This is a genomic window from Mariniflexile gromovii (genome assembly GCF_017814435.1).
In the GTDB taxonomy this organism is placed as follows: Bacteria; Bacteroidota; Bacteroidia; order Flavobacteriales; family Flavobacteriaceae; genus Mariniflexile; species Mariniflexile gromovii.
On sequence record NZ_JAGJCB010000012.1, the window covers coordinates 107,790 to 127,040 of the forward strand.

The 19,251-nt window shown below is 33.6% G+C and carries 20 protein-coding genes and 1 tRNA gene; 9 read left to right on the forward strand and 12 right to left on the reverse strand.

Annotation, left to right across the window (positions count from 1 at the left end):
- The first annotated feature begins 5 nt into the window (after positions 1-5).
- The 9 genes from J8H85_RS12725 (at position 6) to J8H85_RS12765 (ending at position 6,079) form a co-directional block, all read left to right on the forward strand.
- Positions 6-740: a tetratricopeptide repeat protein gene (locus J8H85_RS12725; RefSeq protein WP_209655585.1), complete on the forward strand. Its 735-nt coding sequence runs from the start codon at positions 6-8 to the stop codon at positions 738-740.
- Positions 741-888: 148 nt separating this feature from the next.
- Positions 889-1,656 (forward strand): TatD family hydrolase, encoded by a 768-nt coding sequence (locus J8H85_RS12730; RefSeq protein WP_209655586.1) that lies wholly within the window; start codon positions 889-891, stop codon positions 1,654-1,656.
- A gap of 39 nt (positions 1,657-1,695) precedes the next feature.
- Positions 1,696-2,721, forward strand: coding sequence for an asparaginase (locus tag J8H85_RS12735; RefSeq protein ID WP_209655587.1), 1,026 nt, complete (start codon positions 1,696-1,698; stop codon positions 2,719-2,721).
- A 75-nt stretch (positions 2,722-2,796) separates the two neighbouring features.
- Positions 2,797-2,884 (forward strand) — tRNA-Ser (locus J8H85_RS12740).
- 78 nt (positions 2,885-2,962) lie between these two features.
- Entirely contained in the window at positions 2,963-3,739 is a 777-nt protein-coding gene (locus tag J8H85_RS12745) for a MotA/TolQ/ExbB proton channel family protein (protein WP_209655588.1), read from the forward strand.
- A 19-nt stretch (positions 3,740-3,758) separates the two neighbouring features.
- Positions 3,759-4,181 (forward strand): hypothetical protein, encoded by a 423-nt coding sequence (locus J8H85_RS12750; protein ID WP_209655589.1) that lies wholly within the window; start codon positions 3,759-3,761, stop codon positions 4,179-4,181.
- Positions 4,182-4,184: 3 nt separating this feature from the next.
- Entirely contained in the window at positions 4,185-4,775 is a 591-nt protein-coding gene (locus tag J8H85_RS12755) for an ExbD/TolR family protein (protein WP_209655590.1), read from the forward strand.
- Positions 4,776-4,790: 15 nt separating this feature from the next.
- Positions 4,791-5,267 (forward strand): ExbD/TolR family protein, encoded by a 477-nt coding sequence (locus J8H85_RS12760; RefSeq protein ID WP_209655591.1) that lies wholly within the window; start codon positions 4,791-4,793, stop codon positions 5,265-5,267.
- 119 nt (positions 5,268-5,386) lie between these two features.
- Positions 5,387-6,079 (forward strand): porin family protein, encoded by a 693-nt coding sequence (locus J8H85_RS12765; protein WP_209655592.1) that lies wholly within the window; start codon positions 5,387-5,389, stop codon positions 6,077-6,079.
- A gap of 6 nt (positions 6,080-6,085) precedes the next feature.
- On the opposite strand, the gene J8H85_RS12770 is transcribed toward J8H85_RS12765, so the two are convergent.
- The 12 genes from J8H85_RS12770 to J8H85_RS12825 all read right to left on the reverse strand — a co-directional run bounded on the left by J8H85_RS12770 (position 6,086) and on the right by J8H85_RS12825 (position 19,116).
- On the reverse strand, positions 6,086-6,691 hold the full coding sequence (locus J8H85_RS12770) for a hypothetical protein (protein ID WP_209655593.1): 606 nt from the start codon (positions 6,689-6,691) through the stop codon (positions 6,086-6,088).
- A complete protein-coding gene (rpoN, locus tag J8H85_RS12775; RefSeq protein WP_209655594.1) occupies positions 6,691-8,151 on the reverse strand; it encodes an RNA polymerase factor sigma-54 in 1,461 nt (486 codons plus the stop codon). Before rpoN ends, J8H85_RS12770 begins: the two co-directional genes overlap by 1 nt.
- An 86-nt stretch (positions 8,152-8,237) precedes the next feature.
- Positions 8,238-9,671, reverse strand: coding sequence for an asparagine--tRNA ligase (asnS, locus tag J8H85_RS12780; protein WP_209655595.1), 1,434 nt, complete (start codon positions 9,669-9,671; stop codon positions 8,238-8,240).
- Between the two features lie 101 nt (positions 9,672-9,772).
- On the reverse strand, positions 9,773-12,178 hold the full coding sequence (locus tag J8H85_RS12785) for an efflux RND transporter permease subunit (protein ID WP_209655596.1): 2,406 nt from the start codon (positions 12,176-12,178) through the stop codon (positions 9,773-9,775).
- A 47-nt stretch (positions 12,179-12,225) separates the two neighbouring features.
- Positions 12,226-13,491: a hypothetical protein gene (locus J8H85_RS12790; RefSeq protein ID WP_209655597.1), complete on the reverse strand. Its 1,266-nt coding sequence runs from the start codon at positions 13,489-13,491 to the stop codon at positions 12,226-12,228.
- A gap of 171 nt (positions 13,492-13,662) precedes the next feature.
- On the reverse strand, positions 13,663-14,220 hold the full coding sequence (frr, locus tag J8H85_RS12795; protein WP_209655598.1) for a ribosome recycling factor: 558 nt from the start codon (positions 14,218-14,220) through the stop codon (positions 13,663-13,665).
- 44 nt (positions 14,221-14,264) lie between these two features.
- Positions 14,265-14,972: a UMP kinase gene (pyrH, locus tag J8H85_RS12800; RefSeq protein WP_209655610.1), complete on the reverse strand. Its 708-nt coding sequence runs from the start codon at positions 14,970-14,972 to the stop codon at positions 14,265-14,267.
- 348 nt (positions 14,973-15,320) lie between these two features.
- Positions 15,321-16,295, reverse strand: coding sequence for a translation elongation factor Ts (tsf, locus tag J8H85_RS12805; RefSeq protein WP_209655599.1), 975 nt, complete (start codon positions 16,293-16,295; stop codon positions 15,321-15,323).
- Positions 16,296-16,377: 82 nt separating this feature from the next.
- Complete coding sequence (gene rpsB, locus J8H85_RS12810; RefSeq protein ID WP_209655600.1) at positions 16,378-17,157, reverse strand: 30S ribosomal protein S2; 780 nt, start codon at positions 17,155-17,157, stop codon at positions 16,378-16,380.
- Between the two features lie 210 nt (positions 17,158-17,367).
- Positions 17,368-17,754, reverse strand: a complete 387-nt coding sequence (rpsI, locus tag J8H85_RS12815) for a 30S ribosomal protein S9 (protein ID WP_132214408.1) — start codon at positions 17,752-17,754, stop codon at positions 17,368-17,370.
- On the reverse strand, positions 17,754-18,209 hold the full coding sequence (gene rplM / locus J8H85_RS12820) for a 50S ribosomal protein L13 (protein WP_209655601.1): 456 nt from the start codon (positions 18,207-18,209) through the stop codon (positions 17,754-17,756). Before rplM ends, rpsI begins: the two co-directional genes overlap by 1 nt.
- A 280-nt stretch (positions 18,210-18,489) precedes the next feature.
- Positions 18,490-19,116 carry a hypothetical protein gene (locus J8H85_RS12825; RefSeq protein WP_209655602.1) on the reverse strand — a complete coding sequence of 209 codons (627 nt, stop codon included), beginning with the start codon at positions 19,114-19,116 and terminating at the stop codon, positions 18,490-18,492.
- Positions 19,117-19,251: the final 135 nt, after the last annotated feature.

Consider the following 19,251-nt stretch of genomic DNA (forward strand, 5'->3'; position numbering starts at 1 on the left):
CCACTATGGACGAGCAAGATTATATATTATTTGAAAATTACATTTTAGAAGCACTTTCTGAAACTGAAAAAGATGCTTTTGAAACGCGATTGAAAACAGATTCAAAATTCAACGAAAGTTTTAATACCTATAAAGAATTGTCATCGTTTTTAGAACATAAATTTGAAAATGAAGCCACTTCAGCAGCATTTCACAATAATTTAAAAAATATTTCAAACTCCTATTTTGAAAAACAAAAAGCCCCTAAAAAAGTAATAAGTTTTAAACCTTGGCAATTTGCCATGGCAGCAAGTATTTTGTTATTAATTGGATTCACCATATTTAACAACTTTTCAAGTCCGGTTTATGAAGATTTCGCAAATTATGATAGCATTAATTTAACCGTAAGAGGCGACCAAGATGCTTTATTAAAAACAGCTGAGAATGCTTTTAATTCAAAAGATTTTGCTAAGGCGGATGAAGCTTTTAAAAGTTTAATGCTTATGGATAAAGATAATACCGAATTGAAATTTTATAGAGCCATAGCCAGTTTAGAATTAAACAAATTTGATACAGCCGAAGGCTTATTAATAGGTTTAAGCAAAGGGCAATCGGTATATAAAAACAAGGCGACGTGGTATTTGGCATTAAGCAAACTAAAACAAGAGGAGTATGATGATTGCTTGGAAATATTAAAAACCATTCCAGAAGATGCCGAAGATTATAAAGCAGCACAAAAACTTATTAAAAAGTTAGATTAAATGCTATCTGGTCGAGCAGAGTCGAGGCCTACAAAAATTCCAATGATTATATCAGACCTTACAGTTTTAAAACCTGTGAGGTCTTTTTGCATTTATGAAAGTTTGTAAAATTCGTGTCAAACTTTAAATACTTCATTATTTTTACCACATGATAATTACAGATACCCACACCCATTTATATAGTGAAGCTTTTGATGAAGATAGAGATGCCATGATTACTCGGGCATTAAATGAAGGAGTTTCGCGTTTTTTTATTCCCGCCATCGATTCAACCTATACAGAATCCATGTTCCAATTGGAAAAAAACTATCCCAAAAATGTTTTTTTAATGATGGGCCTGCACCCTACTCATGTTAAAAATAATTATAAAGAGGAGTTAAACCATGTTGAAGAGATGCTCGCAAAGCGAAAGTTTTATGCTGTAGGTGAAATTGGTATTGATTTATATTGGGACAAGACCACTTTGGGCATTCAACAAGAAGCTTTTAAATACCAAATTCAATTAGCTAAAACACACAAGTTGCCCATCGTTATACATTGCCGAGAAGCTTTTGATGAGATATTTGAAGTTTTAGAAACCGAAAAAGACAATGATTTATTTGGGATTTTTCATTGCTTCACAGGTACTTTAGAACAGGCGCATCAAGCCATGTCCTATAATATGAAGTTAGGTATTGGTGGCGTTGCAACGTTCAAAAACGGAAAAATTGATCAGTTTCTAAATAAAATCGATTTGAAGCATATTGTTTTAGAAACCGATTCACCATATTTAGCTCCAGTACCCTACCGAGGTAAACGTAATGAAAGTGTATATCTAATAAAGGTATTGGAAAAACTATCATATATATATAATGTATCTTTAGAGGAAGTAGCTCGTGTAACTACTCAAAATTCTAAAGATGTGTTTGGAATATAAATCAAAAATTGTAATTCGTAAATCAAAATCGTAAATCAAATGGCAAAACCAAACATATTACTTATTTACACAGGTGGTACCATAGGCATGATAAAAGATTTTAAAACAGGCATATTAAAAGCCTTCGATTTTAAAAACCTTTTAGACAAAATACCCGAATTACAGCTTTTGGATTGTGCTATTGAAACCGTTTCTTTTGAAAAACCTATTGATTCCAGTAATATGAATCCTGTGTATTGGGTTCAAATTGCCGAAATAATTGAATCAAACTACACACAATTTGATGGGTTTGTAGTACTTCATGGAAGTGATACCATGAGTTATACCGCTTCAGCATTAAGTTTTATGTTGGAAAATTTAGCAAAACCCGTGGTGTTTACAGGTTCACAATTACCTATAGGCGATTTAAGAACCGACGCAAAAGAAAATTTAATTACTTCCATTCAAATGGCATCGTTACAAGAAAACGGAAAGCCATTAGTAAAAGAAGTTTGTTTGTATTTTGAATATAAATTGTACCGAGCTAACCGAACAACCAAATTAAATGCAGAAAATTTTAAAGCGTTTGCATCATTAAATTATCCAGAATTAGCAGAATCTGGAGTACATTTAAAAGTCAATCACGATTATTTATTAAAACCAGATTTAAAAAAACCACTAATTGTCCATAAAAATTTAGACACCAATATTGCATTGATTAAACTGTTTCCGGGCATAACTTCGTCTTTTTTAAAGGCAGTTTTAACAACTCCAGGCTTAAAAGCGGTTATTTTAGAGACCTACGGCTCCGGAAATTGTACTACAGAAGCATGGTTTATTAATCTTTTGCAAGAAACTATTAATCGCGGTGTACCTATTATAAATGTAACACAATGTGTGGGAGGAAGTGTAATGATGGGACACTATGAAACCAGTAATCAATTGAAAACCATAGAGGTTATTTCTGGAAAAGACATGACCACCGAAGCAGCCATTAGCAAATTAATGTATATGCTAGGGGAAAACATCCCTAAAAAAACATTTAAAAAAACCTTTGAAAAGTCCTTAAGAGGGGAATTGTTTTAAAATTAACTTATAAAATTTTAACGTTCAAAGTTTTTTTTGTTATTTGCCCATCCATAAAAAAGTACATTAAAATATAGAGAGGTGGCCGAGTGGTCGAAGGCGCACGCCTGGAAAGTGTGTATACCTCAAAAGGGTATCGAGGGTTCGAATCCCTTCCTCTCTGCTGTTATTTTTATTTTTTTATTGTATTTTTTTTATATCTTTAACACATTAATTAACTAATAAAATTAAGATTTAGAACATGAAAAGATTATTTTCTATCCTTGCCATTACAGGAATGATGGCTTTTGGAACTGTTAATGCAACTACAAATGCAAACACAAGTACAGTTGCAACAACTGTAGCAAGTATGACTCAAGAAGATGACACTGCAGCACCGGCTGAAGAACTTGGGTTTCATCAAGAATTAAAAAAGAGATTTATTGAAGGAGGTCCTGGATTTATGGGGATCGTATTATTATGTTTAATTCTTGGTCTAGCAATTGCTATAGAAAGAATTATCTTTTTAAACCTTTCAACTACAAACACAAAAAAATTAACTCAAGAGGTTGAAGACGCTTTAGCTTCTGGAGGTGTTGAAGCTGCAAAAGAAGTTTGCAGAAACACAAAAGGCCCTGTTGCTTCTATTTATTACCAAGGATTGGATAGAACCGATGAAGGTTTAGATGCTGTTGAGAAAGCGGTTGTAGCTTACGGAGGTGTTCAAATGGGTCAATTAGAGAAAAATGTATCTTGGATTTCATTATTTATCGCTTTGGCACCAATGTTAGGGTTCATGGGAACGGTAATTGGTATGATTCAAGCATTCGATAAAATTGAGGCTGCTGGAGATATGCAACCATCACTTGTTGCTGGTGGTATTAAAGTAGCACTTTTAACAACAGTATTTGGTCTTGTTGTTGCAATGATTCTTCAAGTTTTTTATAATTACATTATTGCTAAAATTGATAGTATCGTTAATGATATGGAAGATGCTTCTATCACATTAATGGACTTATTAATTAGAAATAAAAGGTAATAATTAAAAACAAAAAATCATGAATTTATATAAAATACTCAAGTATCTAGCTTTTGCTCTTGGTATTATTGGAGCTGTTTTTGCACTATTGCTAATGACGACAGATTCAGATAGCATGATAGACAATATATTAGTAGTTACTTATATCGTACTATTTATTGTAATAGCTTTAATACTTATATATGTGCTTAAAGGCATATTTGCAGGAAATATTAAAAAGACGTTAACGACTGTTGGTTTGTTTTTGGTAGTTATTTTAATTTCTTATATGATATCGTCTGGTAAAGATTTAGATTTAAAGCAATTTAACGACAAAGGTTTGGGCATTACAGAAAGTATCTCTAAGAACGTAGGAGCAGGCTTATATGCTTTTTATATTCTTGCAATAGTTGCAATAGTTGCAACTTTCCTTTCAAGTGCAAAAAAACTATTAAATAAATAAATTATGGCAAAAAGAGCAGCACCAGAAGTAAATGCAGGCTCCATGGCCGACATTGCGTTCTTGCTATTAATATTTTTCTTAGTAACAACTACTATTGAAACGGATTCTGGATTAAACAGAAAGTTACCTCCTATTGAAGATAACGTTGAGCCGCCTATCATTAAGCAGAAAAATATTTTTACTGTACTTTTAAATGGTAAAGATCAATTGCTCGTTGAAGATGAGATTATGGAGCTTAAAGATTTAAGACAGGCAGCTACGGAATTTTTAGATAATGGTGGCGATGGTACTTGTGGTTATTGTAATGGCAAGAAAGATCCTGAATCTTCTGATAACCCAGATAAGGCAGTCATATCATTAAAGAATGAGCGGGAAACATCTTATAAAGCGTATATAGCGGTTCAAAACGAATTAGTAGCAGCGTATAACGATTTAAGAAATATTAGAGCACAAGGTTTATATGGTAAATCTTTTGTTGAAATGGAAGCGAACCTTAATGATGTTAATTGGCCAGGAGATAAAACAAAGCTAAAAGCAGACCTCGAAAAAATAAAAATCGAGTATCCTCAAAAGCTTTCAGAAGTACAAAATTAAAATTTAAACATTATTATGGCTAAATTTAAAAAGAAACAAGGAGGCGAAATGCCTGCAATATCAACAGCATCATTACCAGATATTGTATTTATGTTATTATTCTTTTTTATGGTTGCAACTGTTATGAGACAGAACACCTTAAAGATTGAGAATAATTTACCATTTGCAGATCAGGTTGAAAAATTAGATAAGAAGGATTTGGTTATGTATATCTATGCAGGTAAACCAAGTGCTAATTACAGAAATTATGGTACAGAAACCAGAATTCAACTTAATGATGATTTTGCTGATGTTAATGACATAGCTGCTTTTATTGCTGCAGAACGTGCTTCAAAAAGAGAAGAATTAATTCCGTTTTTAACTACTGCTTTAAAGGTAGATAAAGATGCTAATATGGGATTAATTGGCGATATTAAGCAAGAGTTACGTAAAGTAAATGCGCTTAAAATAAATTACACTACTAAGAAAGGTTCTGTAATGGATAACAACTAATTTCTATATTCTTAATTTTATATAAAAGGCGTTTTGAAATTTCAAAACGCCTTTTATTTTTAATAACTCCCGTTTTAATAAATATGGTATGTTTGTATAATATATTATAAATACTGAAAATGAAATCTTTCTTTATTACCCTACTCACTTTACTTAGTGTTCATATATGCTTTTCGCAAGAAGATAGTATTCCTAGTGTTGATAATTTTTATAAAGAAGATCAATTTTACATAGGCACCACTTATAATTTATTAGGAAAAAGACCAAATGGGTTAAAGCAAAGTGGGTTTTCAAGCGGTATTCATTTTGGTATGATAAAAGATATGCCGCTAAATGAGACAAGAAATGTAGCTATTGGTATTGGTTTGGGATATTCATTAAACTCATTCAATCACAATTTACTTATTAACAAAGATGGCAATGGCAACCTAACTTATACTATTTTAGATGATGCTGCTACTTATTCTAAAAACAAATACACAAACCAATTAATAGAACTTCCTGTAGAGTTTAGATGGCGTACATCAACGCCCACAGAGTTTAAGTTTTGGCGCATCTATACCGGTTTTAAATTGAGTTACTTGGTAACTAGTACAACAAAGTATAATGGAGACTTAGGAGCCTTTAAACACCGCAACATGGATGGTTTCAACAAGCTTCTGTATGGTTTAACACTTTCAGCAGGTTACAATACATGGAATTTATATTTATACTATGGTTTAAATCCAATTTTTTCAAAAGATGCCATTATGAATGGAAACGATATAAAAACCAATACCCTTAAAGTTGGGTTGATGTTCTATATTTTATAATTCAATCTAAAGCCAATAATTCACTAAGATTAATTGAGGCAGTACACCAACAAAAAAACCCATAATAAGCTCTATATAGGTATGTGCTTTTACATGTAACCTAGAAGTGGCAATGGCGCCGTTTATGATGCACATTAATGCAAGTATATCGTTAATATTGATATTAAAGTGTATGCTTAAAGCAATAAAAAACATAAAAAGCCCAGATATGGCAATCATGTGAATACTTGCTTTAAATTGGAAAATGGCTAATATTAGACATGTTATTGTTGAAATTAAAATACCAACAAAAAAGAAATAAAGCTCTTCAAATTGTGATTGCACTAAAATGCGGAGCATCACAATTAATATAATCACACAATTTAAAGCCAAAGGCAAAATACGCTCGTTGGTTGTTCTTAAATAAACAGTTTGTATTTTACCCAATGTTTTTAATAAAAAGTATATTAAAACAGGTAATATGATGGTTAGTATAGCTAATGATATAAGTTTGGCATATATAATTTCACCGGGGGTAAAACGTGGCGAAATATAAAAGTAAAACCCTACACCAGCTAAAGGCATAAATAATGGATGAAAAATAAACGAGATACTTTTTAAAATACGATCCATTATATTTTTTTTCGTAATCGAGCTACTGGAATGTCTAATTGTTCTCTATATTTCGCAACAGTACGTCTTGCAATTGGATAGCCTTTTTCCTTTAAAATTGAAGCTAAAGTTTCATCGGTTAATGGTTTTCTTTTATCTTCTTCCTCTATAACTGTTTCTAAAATTTTCTTAATTTCTCTGGTAGAAACTTCTTCTCCCTGGTCGTTTGTCATCGATTCTGAAAAGAATTCTTTTATTAATTTAGTCCCGTAAGGCGTATCAACATATTTACTATTTGCAACCCTTGATACCGTTGAAACATCCATTGATATTTCATCGGCAATATCTTTTAAAATCATGGGTTTTAGGTTGCGTTCATCACCTGTTAAAAAATATTCTTCTTGGTAGTGCATAATGGCACTCATGGTAACGAATAAGGTTTGTTGGCGTTGCTTAATCGCTTCAATAAACCATTTGGCGGCATCTAATTTTTGTTTAATGAATAAAACGGCATCTTTTTGCGACTTCGATTTGTCGCTAGACTCTTTATAGCCTTTAAGCATGTTATTATACTCTCTGGATACGTGAAGCTCTGGCGCATTTCTGCCATTAAGTGTTAATTCCAGTTCACCATCAACTATTCTAATGGCAAAATCCGGCACTACATGTTCTACAATTTTATTGTTACCAGCATACGAGCCACCGGGTTTTGGGTTTAAATGCTCAATTTCGCGAATGGCATCTTTTAATTGAATTTCCGAAATATCAAATTTCTGAATAAGCTTATCGTAATGTTTCTTTGTAAATTGGTCGAATGCAGAATCGATAATTTCAATAGCTAATTCGATATCGGGTGTTTTTTCTTTTCTATGTAATTGAATACTTAAACATTCTTGCAAATTTCTGGCACCAACACCTGCTGGATCTAATTGATGCACAATTTTAAGCACTTTCCCTATTTTTTCTTCCGTAGTATAAACACTTTGCGTAAAGGCTAAATCGTCCATAATATCTGGTAACGAACGACGTATATAACCACTTTCATCAACGCTTCCAACTAAAAATTCGGCTATTTCGTATTCCTCATCATCAAGTCTGTAGGTATTTAACTGATTAATTAAATGTTGGGTAAACGAAGTACCTGCGGCATAGGGCATGGTTTTTTCTTCATCATCACTACTGTAGTTATTGGCTTGTGTGCGGTAATCGGGTATTTCATCATCACTTAAATATTCATCTACATTAATATCGTCGTTACCAATCGTTTCACTATCGTTAAATTCATCATTTGAATTGTCAAAATCAGAATCATAATCACTTTCCAATTCTTCTTTCCCTCCTTCTAATGCAGGATTTTCTTCAAGTTCTTGCTTCAAACGTTGTTCAAAAGCTTGTGTAGGCAACTGTATCAATTTCATCAATTGAATTTGTTGCGGCGATAGCTTTTGGGATAATTTAAACTGTAAATGTTGTTTAAGCATATTGCGATTTGGTTTTTGTAAAAATATGAAACTATTTCTTATAAAGACCTGTTGGGTTTTAAAAACCTAACAGGTCTGAATAAAAACTAAAATTCCGCATTTTGTGGTGTTCTAGGAAACGGAATAACGTCTCTAATATTACTCATACCTGTAGCAAACATAACCAAACGTTCAAAACCTAAGCCGAAACCGGCATGTAACGCTGTACCAAACTTACGTAAATCTAAATACCACCAAAGTTCTTCTTCAGGTATATTAATAGCTGTCATTTTTTGTTTTAAAACCTCTAAGCGTTCCTCACGTTGGGCACCACCTACAATTTCACCTATGCCCGGGAATAGGATATCCATGGCGCGAACGGTTTTACCATCATCATTCAAACGCATGTAAAATGCTTTGATGTTTGCAGGGTAATCGAACAAAATAACAGGGCATTTAAAATGCTTTTCAACTAAAAATCGTTCGTGTTCACTTTGTAAATCCGTTCCCCAATCTTTGATTATGTATTTGAACTTCTTTTTCTTGTTTGGGGTACTGTCTCGAAGAATATCAATCGCTTCAGTGTAGCTTACACGTTTAAAATTATTATCGGTTACAAAGTTTAATTTTTCGATTAAACCCATCTCGCTGCGTTCGTTTTGTGGTTTTGATTTGTCTTCGTCTTTTAATCGGGCGTCTAAAAACTCTAAATCTTCACGGTTGTTTTTAAGGATATATTTTAGCACGTATTTCATAAAATCTTCGGCTAAATCCATATTACCAGCCAAATCCATAAAAGCTACTTCGGGTTCAATCATCCAGAATTCAGCTAAATGGCGGGATGTGTTTGAATTTTCAGCCCTAAAAGTAGGTCCAAACGTGTACACTTTTCCTAAAGACATGGCGTAAGTTTCAGCTTCCAATTGGCCAGAAACGGTTAAATTGGTTTCTTTTCCGAAGAAATCTTTAGAATAATCTACATGACCTTCTTCATTCAATGGTGGTTTTTTAGGATCTAAATTGGTTACTCTAAACATTTCTCCCGCACCTTCGGCATCACTTCCTGTAATAATTGGGGTGTGTACATAGTAAAAACCGTTTTCATTAAAATATTTATGAATGGCAAATGATAATGCAGAACGCAAACGCATTACCGCACTAAACGTATTGGTTCGGGTACGTAAATGGGCGTTTTCCCTTAAAAATTCAAAGGAATGTTTTTTGGGCTGAATTGGATAAGTTTCAGGATCGGAATCTCCTAACACTTTCAATTCTTTTACTTGAATTTCCATTTTTTGCCCCTTACCTTGACTTTCAACCAAATCGCCTTTTACATGTATGGCGGCACCTGTGGTAATACGTTTTAAAAGCGCTTCGTCAAAAGTTTCAAAATCGACCACACATTGTATGTTATTAATTGTAGAACCATCATTTAAAGCGATGAACCGGTTCGCTCTAAAAGTTCTAACCCATCCTTTTATATCAACTTCAGAACTAACAAAATCTTGTGATAATAATTCTGAAATAGTACGTAATTTCATAAGCATTAAAATTTAGTAATGTAAATATAAAGGTTTCGTAGATGAAAATTCAAATTCTAAAAACCAAATTCCAAAAGTTGTTGAAGATTGGAATTTGGCTTTTAAATATTGGAATTTTCTTCGTCTGTTTCGTCTTCCTCAGGAATAATATTTATGGCAGGTTCTTTCAAAACTTCCTTATTGGCAATACTGCGTTCTAAAGATAAAAGTAACGAAGGAAGCAACAATAGGTTAGACAACATAGCAAAAAGCAGTGTGGCAGATACCAAAGCCCCTAAAGCCACCGTGCCACCAAAACTAGAGATGGTAAATACGGAGAAACCAAAAAACAGCACGATGGAGGTGTAAAACATGCTTACCCCGGTTTCGCGCAACGCACCGTAAACCGATGTTTTAATTTTCCAGTTGTTGGCTTGTAATTCTTGTCTGTATTTGGCTAGAAAGTGAATGGTATCATCAACCGAAATACCAAAAGCGATACTAAATACCAAAATGGTTGAAGGTTTTATAGGGACACCTAAATAGCCCATCAATCCGGCAGTTACTAAAAGCGGAATTAGGTTTGGTATAAGTGAAACAATAATCATACGTGCAGACCTAAACATATACGCCATAAACAGCGCAATTAAAAGAATGGCAAGCGACAAAGAAATTGCTAGATTTTTCACCAAATACGTGGTGCCTTTTTGGAACACCAAAGCTTTTCCAGTCATGGTTACTTCGTAACGGTCTTTTGGGAAAAGTTTATCTATTTCGGTTTGGATATTTTCTTCAATACGTTCCATTTTATCGGTACCAATATCTTTCATAAAGGTGGTAATACGGGCGTATTGCCCCGTACTATCTATAAAATTCTTTAGTAAATCGACGTTTGATGTCGAGTTTTTAGCGTACGATAAAATAAAGCTGTTTTCTTGTGAAGTTGGCAGTTGGTAAAACTTGGTATTCCCGTTGTAATAGGCTTGCTTGGAATATTTAACCAAATCGACCACCGAAATAGGTTTCGATAACTCAGGCGTTTCATTAATGGTTTCCTGCAATTCATCCATTCTTTTTAGGGTAGAAAGTTTCATAACACCTTGTTTGCGCTTGATGTCAATCATAAATTCCAAAGGCATGATACCATTAAACTCATCTTCAAAAAAACGTATATCATTAACAAATTCCGAATCTTGGGGCATGTCTTCAATCAAACTTCCCGAAATCTTTATTTGATAAATGCCAATGATACTAACAATCAATAACACCAAGGCTACTGAATAAATGGCAATACGCTCATGTTTTACCATGCGTTCCATCCAATCTACAAAACCACCAATCCAACGTTTATTCAAGTGCTCTAAATGGCGATCTTTAGGGTAAGGCAAAAAAGTGTAGATAATTGGAATGATTAATAAACACAATATAAAAATGGATAGGATACTTAATGAAGCTACAATACCAAATTCTTTTAAAAGGGCACTTTCAGTAAAAATGAAAGTTGCAAAACCAGAAGCGGTAGTTACATTGGTCATTAACGTGGCATTTCCAATTTTTGTAATAACGCGTTGTAACGATTTTACTTTGTTACCATGTAATTTTACTTCGTGCTGGTATTTATTAATTAAAAAGATACAGTTTGGAATCCCGATAACAATAATTAACGGCGGAATAAGCGCTGTTAGAACCGTTATTTCGTAGTTTAAGGCACCAAGAATTCCAAGCGTCCACATAACCCCAATACACACCACTACCAGTGAAATTAAAGTAGCTCTAAACGACCTAAAAAAGAAAAAGAAGATAAGCGAGGTTACAAAAAGTGCAGCTAGAACAAACCAAACAATTTCATCTATTATTAATTGGGCGTTTAACGTTCTAATGTAGGGCATGCCCGAAACACGAACATCTAAATTTGTGGCAATTTCAAAATCTTCAATTTTAGGGACCAATTCATTTAGTATAAATTCTTTTCTAGCCGAAGTGTTTACAATGGCTTTATCAAGATAAATAATGGTTCTTATGGTTTTAGTTTTCTTGTTGAACAAGAAATTATCGTAAAATGGATATTTGTTGAAAAGCTCGTCTTCAAGCTCATTTATTTGAGAAATAGATGTGATTGAATCTTTAATAAATGGTTGTAAGCTGAAATTTTGATGAAGGGTATCTTTTACCAGTTTTTGAAGGTCCTTAACAGAGATAACCGTTTCTACTTCCTTATATTTTTTAAAACCATCTGCTAATTCGTTCCAAGCATTAAGTTTATCAACAGTTAACAACGTGCTGTCTTTTACACCAATAATGACAAGGTTCCCTTCTTCACCAAATTTTTTCAAAAAATTGTTGTAGGTAATATTTACTTCGTGGTCGTCAGGTAAAAGGTTAGCTTCGGTATTGGAAAAACGCATATTTTTCCATTGCGTGCTAAATAAAATGGTAATGATAATTATACTAACAAGAATACCAATTTTATTACGTAAAATTAGCCTTGCGATAACGTCCCAAAAATCCTTGGTAAAAAGTTTTAACATGCCATAAATAAAAGTTGCGCAAAGGTAGAAAAAATGAGGGTATTACCTCATAAAGTCAAGTTAAATGTAAACTTAAAAGCAACATTATCACCAAACTCGGGTAAATGATAGGCGCCATAGCGGTAAGTTAAGCTTAAACCAAAACCGAAAATTAATTTATTTATTTCAAAACCCGACTCTGTATAACCCTTATTAAGGGAGCCAAAAGTAACGTTTTGGTGTCTTTCAGGTTCTTTGGTATCGCCAATGGCAAGCCTTGTAATTAAAACCATTTGCGGTTTTAAGCGTTCTGAAATATTAAATGGTTTTAAGAAATGTTTCAATTGAAGGGTTGCAAACTTATCAGAAAAAAATTCGTTGAAAAACATAGTCTCAAAACTATTGGTGCCAGCAACCGAAAAACGTTGCATAATCGTTTCTTTTGTAATGTTATTTGGGTAGGCGTGGTATAAATGGGTTAACGGAATATCGCCGCTGGCAACACCCCCTACCAAAGTAATTTCAGAAAGGTTACCGTCCTTTTTTCCTATTTGGTGGATGGTTCTAAAATCTACTTTTGAAAAACTTAAATCGCTTTTAAGAACATCCTTAAAACTTTTAGTGTATTGAAGGGTTACTAATGGATAGTTGTTCTCTTTAGTTGGGGCTTCAGAAGCTTTAAAACTTTTGAATGGGCTCCATTGCAATGCAAATTTGGCCATGCTTAAGTTGAAGGTATTCAACACACCGTTTTCGGTTACATAACCGTAACTATAGGTGGGCTTAATATAGCTTTCTGAAAATTCGGTTTCTACATTCAGGTTATTTGATATTTGATGTCCAAGTGCAATGGCTTTTGTAATATGTTTATGAAACAAATCGATATTGAGCAACCGAGGTTCGAAAAACTGAAAAATGCGTTTATCCGTTAAAAATTTGGTGCTACCGGTTTCTTGCAAGTCGTCGGTATAGGAAAGCGTTAGCCATGTATTGGTTTCTTCGTTTAGCCTAAAACTACTGCCAACACTGTATTTAAATGCATCGTCTCTAAATCCATAAACAGTATATCCGTTTATTCTAACTTTTTTTGAAAATGCATCATTAGTAATACCTCCAATTCCTGTGCGAATGCCCTCGTATTGGTTATATTTTATAAGATATCTTAAATCGAAATTGAAGTATTTGGTGGGTATATAACCGTTGGCAAGACCTTTAACCAAAGCATTTTTTTTAACCGAATCTTGTACCGCTTCTATATAGGTTTCACTAGCAGATTGTGCCTGGGATATTGTAACAAAAAAAGCGAAAACCAGAAGGATACAATATTTAAACATAGGTACAATGCAAAGCTAAAGTTTTAAAAAAAAAGAGGCTGCCTGAAAAGTGCATTAAGATTTATTTGTCAGGTTGAGCTTGTCGAAACCGATATTGATTATCAGTAAGCATAAATATTTCGACAAGCTCAATATGACATAGAACTACACTTTTCAGACAGCCTCTTAAAATTATACAGTCATAATTTCCTTTTCTTTGTTATCGAAAAGGTCATCAATCTTTTTAACGTACTTATCGGTTAAATGTTGCACATCCACCTCGGCGTTCTTTTTAAGGTCTTCAGATACTTCGTCTAATTTTTTTATATCGTTATTAGCATCTTTTCTTGCTGAACGAACTCCAATTTTAGCATCTTCAGCTTCGGCTTTGGCTTGTTTTGCCAAATCGCGTCTGCGTTCTTCTGTTAATGGTGGCACATTAATAATAATGGTATCGCCATTGTTCATGGGGTTGAAACCTAAGTTTGCTATTTGAATGCCTTTTTCAATTTCTTGAAGCATATTTTTTTCCCATGGTTGCACCGTAATCGTTCTACCATCAGGCGTGTTTATATTGGCTACTTGGGTTATTGGTGTTTGCGCACCGTAATAATTAACCATAACGCTTCCCAGCATCGCAGGACTTGCCTTACCTGCTCTAATATTAACAAATTGCTTTTCTAAATGCTTAATGGCATTATCCATAGCTTCTTTTGCGGTGTCTAATATAAATTGTATGTCTTCGTTCATAATATCAAACTTTTTCAATCAAATACTCAAAAATTACGCCAAGTTTAAAGGTTCACTTCGGTACCAACTTTTTCTCCAGAAACCACTTTAAGTAAATTTCCTTTTTTATTCATATCGAATACGATGATTGGTAGTTGATTTTCCTGACTTAAGGTAAATGCCGTAGTATCCATTACCTTCAAGCCTTTTCGCAACACATCGTCAAACGAAATAAAATTAAATTTAACAGCATTGGTATCTTTTTCTGGGTCGGCATTGTAAATACCATCCACACGTGTTCCTTTTAAAATCACATCGGCTTCAATTTCAATGGCACGTAAAACAGCTGCTGAATCTGTAGTGAAATAAGGATTCCCTGTTCCACCTCCAAAAATAACAACACGTCCCTTTTCCAGGTGGCGCATCGCTTTACGACGTATAAAAGGTTCTGCAACTTGGTTTATGTGTACGGCAGATTGCAAACGTGTTGGTAAACCAGCATCTTCCAAAGCACTTTGTAGCGCTAAACCATTAATAACGGTTGCTAGCATACCCATATGGTCTCCTTGTACACGGTCCATACCGTTACTAGCCCCTGCTACACCTCTAAAAATATTGCCACCACCAATGACTATGGCAACTTCAACACCTTCATCGGTTATGGTTTTAATATCTTTTGCATATTCGGCTAAACGTTCAGGATCGATACCGTACTGGCGTTCTCCCATAAGGGCTTCACCAGAAAGTTTTAAAAGAATTCTTTTATATTTCATCATAGTTTTTTGAAAGTTCAGCAAAACTACATAATTTTTTGTTGTTTACCGAAGTCCATTTTATCAAAATAACGGCACACGTTAATAAATTTTTATTTTTTAGGGCGTTACCCTAAAGGGTCGGGTTTGTAATTTACCCTGAGCGCAGACGAAGGGCTACAAGTCCTCGCTCCTACGTCGCTGTGGGCTTTCCGCTGCAACCCCTAACGCGAATATCAGCTTAGTAAATGACCTAAAACCTGCTGTATTCTTATAATTTAAGGACATTATTACACATAAAAAAAACCACTAACTTTAAAAAAGTAGTGGTTTTGATATTATGTTTCCTGTTTTCACAGGAATTTGATATTACCCTAAAGCAACACGTTTAAATCCTAAGATTGCAACATCTCCGTAAGATGCCACATATTTAGCAACATTTATTTTCTCATCTTTAATAAAGTTTTGATCCAATAAACATTGTTCTTGGTCTAAAGTTGTGTTATCAGAAATGAAACGCTCAATTTTACCTGGTAAAATTTTGTCCCAAATTTGTTCTGGTTTTCCTTCAGCTTTTAATTGTGCTTTTGCATCTTCTTCAGCTTGAGCTAACACCTCAGGAGTTAATTGCGCCATAGAAATGTATTGTGGTACATTTTTAAGCGTTTTACCTAAACGTGCTAATTCTTCATTGTCTTTTTCAATAACAGCAATTCTAGCTTCTAATTCTGATGCGATGAAAGCAGGGTCAAAATCTTTGTAGGATAATGTGCTAGCTCCCATAGATGCTATTTGCATTGCAACATCTTTAGATAATGTTTCAGCATTTTTTACATTGGCACTTAAACCTACTAAAGCAGCAATTTTGTTAATGTGAACGTAAGAACCAACATAAGGTGCTTCTAATTTTTCAAAAGCATTGATATCTAATTTTTCACCAATAACACCTGTTTGCTCAATTAATTTATCAGCCACAGTCATGCCACCAAAATCAGCAGCTAAAAGCTCTTCTTTTGTATTTACTGTAAATGCTAAATCAGCTATTTGCTCTGCTAAAGCAATAAAATTTTCGTTTTTACCAACAAAGTCCGTTTCGCAACCTAAAACGATAGCAACACCTACGGTATTGTCTGCATTCACTTTTGCGATGGCAGCTCCTTCAGAAGACTCACGGTCTGCACGGTTAGCTGCAACTTTTTGTCCTTTTTTACGTAAAACTTCAATTGCTTTGTCAAAATTGCCTTCAGCTTCCACTAAAGCTTTTTTACAATCCATCATTCCTGCACCTGTAGCTTGTCTTAATTTGTTAACCTCAGCTGCTGTAATTTTTACTGTAGATTCCATATGTTTTTTATTTAAAAAAGTCGTTCAAATATTCCTGTAAAGAAAATAATTAAACGACTTATTCGTATTGTGAAATTGTTAATTATTCTTCCTCGTCTGTAACAACCGCTTTAGATGCACGCTTTTTTGTTGGTGCTACTACTTCGTTGTCATCATCTTGGTCTGTATCTTTGTCAGCTTTTCTATCTGCTAAACCAGCAGCAATAGATGCTGTTACATAAGATAATACTTTATCGATAGATTTAGAAGCATCATCATTTGCAGGTATTACATAATCAACTTGACGTGGATCAGAGTTGGTATCAACCATTGCAAAAATAGGAATGTTTAATTTTTGAGCTTCTTTTATAGCGATGTGCTCACGTTTGATATCAACTACAAATAATGCACCTGGTAAACGTGTCATGTCTACAATCGATCCTAAGTTTTTTTCCAACTTAGCTCTTAAACGATCTACTTGTAAACGTTCTTTTTTAGAAAGCGTTAAGAACGTACCGTCTTTCTTCATTCTATCAATAGAAGCCATTTTTTTAACAGCTTTTCTAATAGTAACAAAGTTAGTTAACATACCACCTGGCCATCTTTCTGTGATGTAAGGCATTGTGATAGATCCTGCTTTTTCAGCTACGATATCTTTTGCTTGCTTTTTTGTTGCAACAAATAAAATTTTACGACCAGAAGCTGCAATTTTAGCTAATGCTTCGCCAGCTTCGTCAATTTTAGCTGCTGTTTTGTAAAGGTTTATAATATGGATGCCGTTACGCTCCATGTATACGTAAGGCGCCATGTTTGGATCCCACTTACGTGTAAGGTGACCGAAATGTACACCTGCTTCAAGTAATTCTTTTACTTCTACTGCCATTTTGTAATAGTTTACGTTCTGTTGAATTAGCAATGTTCCTTTTTGGCTTTAGGCCTTAGGCTTCATTTAGATGCTAAACTAAATCCTGTTTTTTACAACTAGGACAACAATAACTGAGTTAATTTTTTTTGTTTGATTTGAAATTTATATTGAAAAGACACATCGACCGCGCTCAGTGTGACAAACCAATAGAAATCTCGAAATCTGGTATTAACGTTTAGAGAACTGGAATTTCTTACGCGCTTTCTTCTGACCGAATTTCTTACGCTCTACCATTCTTGGATCTCTTGTTAATAAACCTTCTGGTTTAAGTGTCAATCTGTTTTCAGCATCCAATTCGCACATAGCGCGAGAGATAGCTAAACGAACAGCTTCAGCTTGACCAGTGATACCACCACCTAATACATTTACTGTAATATCAAAGTTGCTATCATTGTTAGTCATAACTAAAGGTTGCTTTACTTTGTACTGTAAAGTTGCAGTAGGAAAGTAAGCAGTTATGTCTTTTTTATTAATCGTGATGGCTCCAGTTCCTGAAGCTACATACACACGAGCAACAGCCGTCTTTCTACGGCCAATTTTGTGAATTACATCCATTATTTGAATTCGTTTAAGTTAATTGCTTTTGGTTTTTGTGCAGCATGTGCATGCTCTGTACCAACAACAACTGTAAGGTTACGGAATAAATCTGCACCTAATTTGTTTTTAGGTAACATTCCTTTTACTGATTTTTCTACCACTCTTGATGGGTCTTTCCCAAACAATTCAGTAGCAGTTAAACTTCTTTGACCACCTGGATAACCTGTGTGACGAATGTACGTTTTATCGTTCCATTTGTTTCCGGTTAAGTTGATTTTTTCTGAGTTGATAACAATTACGTTATCACCACAATCAACGTGTGGTGTGAAGCTAGGCTTATGTTTACCTCTTAAAAGTTTTGCAACTTTTGAAGCTAAACGGCCCAAAGACTGTCCTTCAGCGTCAACTAAAACCCACTGCTTATCTGCAGTTGCTTTATTGGCTGAAATTGTTTTGTAGCTTAATGTGTCCACGTTATTAATTATTTTTTATTAAACATTCCTCTTTCAAAAAGAGTTTGCAAATGTACAATATTCTGTTTGATAACCAAATAGTAAACTGGAAATATTATTTATGAAATATTACACAGAATAATTAGGCGGATAATATTAGAGGGAATTGGGTGATTAAAACTTCAAATTGAAGCTATATTGCTCTGAATTAATGGGGTTGATAAGTTAGTTTTTTTAATGTTTATTCAATTAGTATGTTTACAGACTAATTTTTACTTAGTTTTTTATTGCAATAGTTTTATCAATCATAATTATAACTATTGGTGTAATATTTATTTGACTTCAATTCAACACTATTATTTTCTGATAAATAATATTCTATCTTCTGAAGACTATCTAATTTTATCCAACCACAAATGATCCTTTTATCCGATCTGTAATTATTATCGTTTAAAAATTCAAAAATTAATTCAACAGCTAATGTATCTTCAACAGTATAGCCCCAAGAATCTAAATTATAATTATTGAAATTGATCGAGAATTTCATTTCCTCATATTTCTGATTCCCATTAGAAATAATTAGTGGTATTTTTCTTTGAGGAAGTTTAATACTATTCTTTTTCTTTTGATTTTTTGGATAAAGCTCAATTTTAGAGTTTAAAACTGTAGCATCTTGATTTCCTCTATTATGGTAAATAATTTGACACCTTAAAGTATCATTTTTTATAAATCCATCCACTAAATTCAAACGTAGGTCGTAATTGATATAAAAAAATTGTAAGTATATTGAAATTAAAGAAATGATAATAGCCAGAAAAGACCAAAATGAAGGGCGACCAATATTTCTCGATTTTTTTACAAATACCTCATTTTCCTTATTTTGCTGGGTTATTTTCTTTAATTGTCTTATTAATCCTGTATTACTCAAAATTAGTTTTTTAATGTCTTGTCCTGAAATATGGCTACAGGTTAAAAATTGATTTACGCTGTTAATTTGTATACCATATTTGGTGTTCTAAAGTCTAAAGATAAGTGTAATCTTATTTCGTTGTACAAATTAATT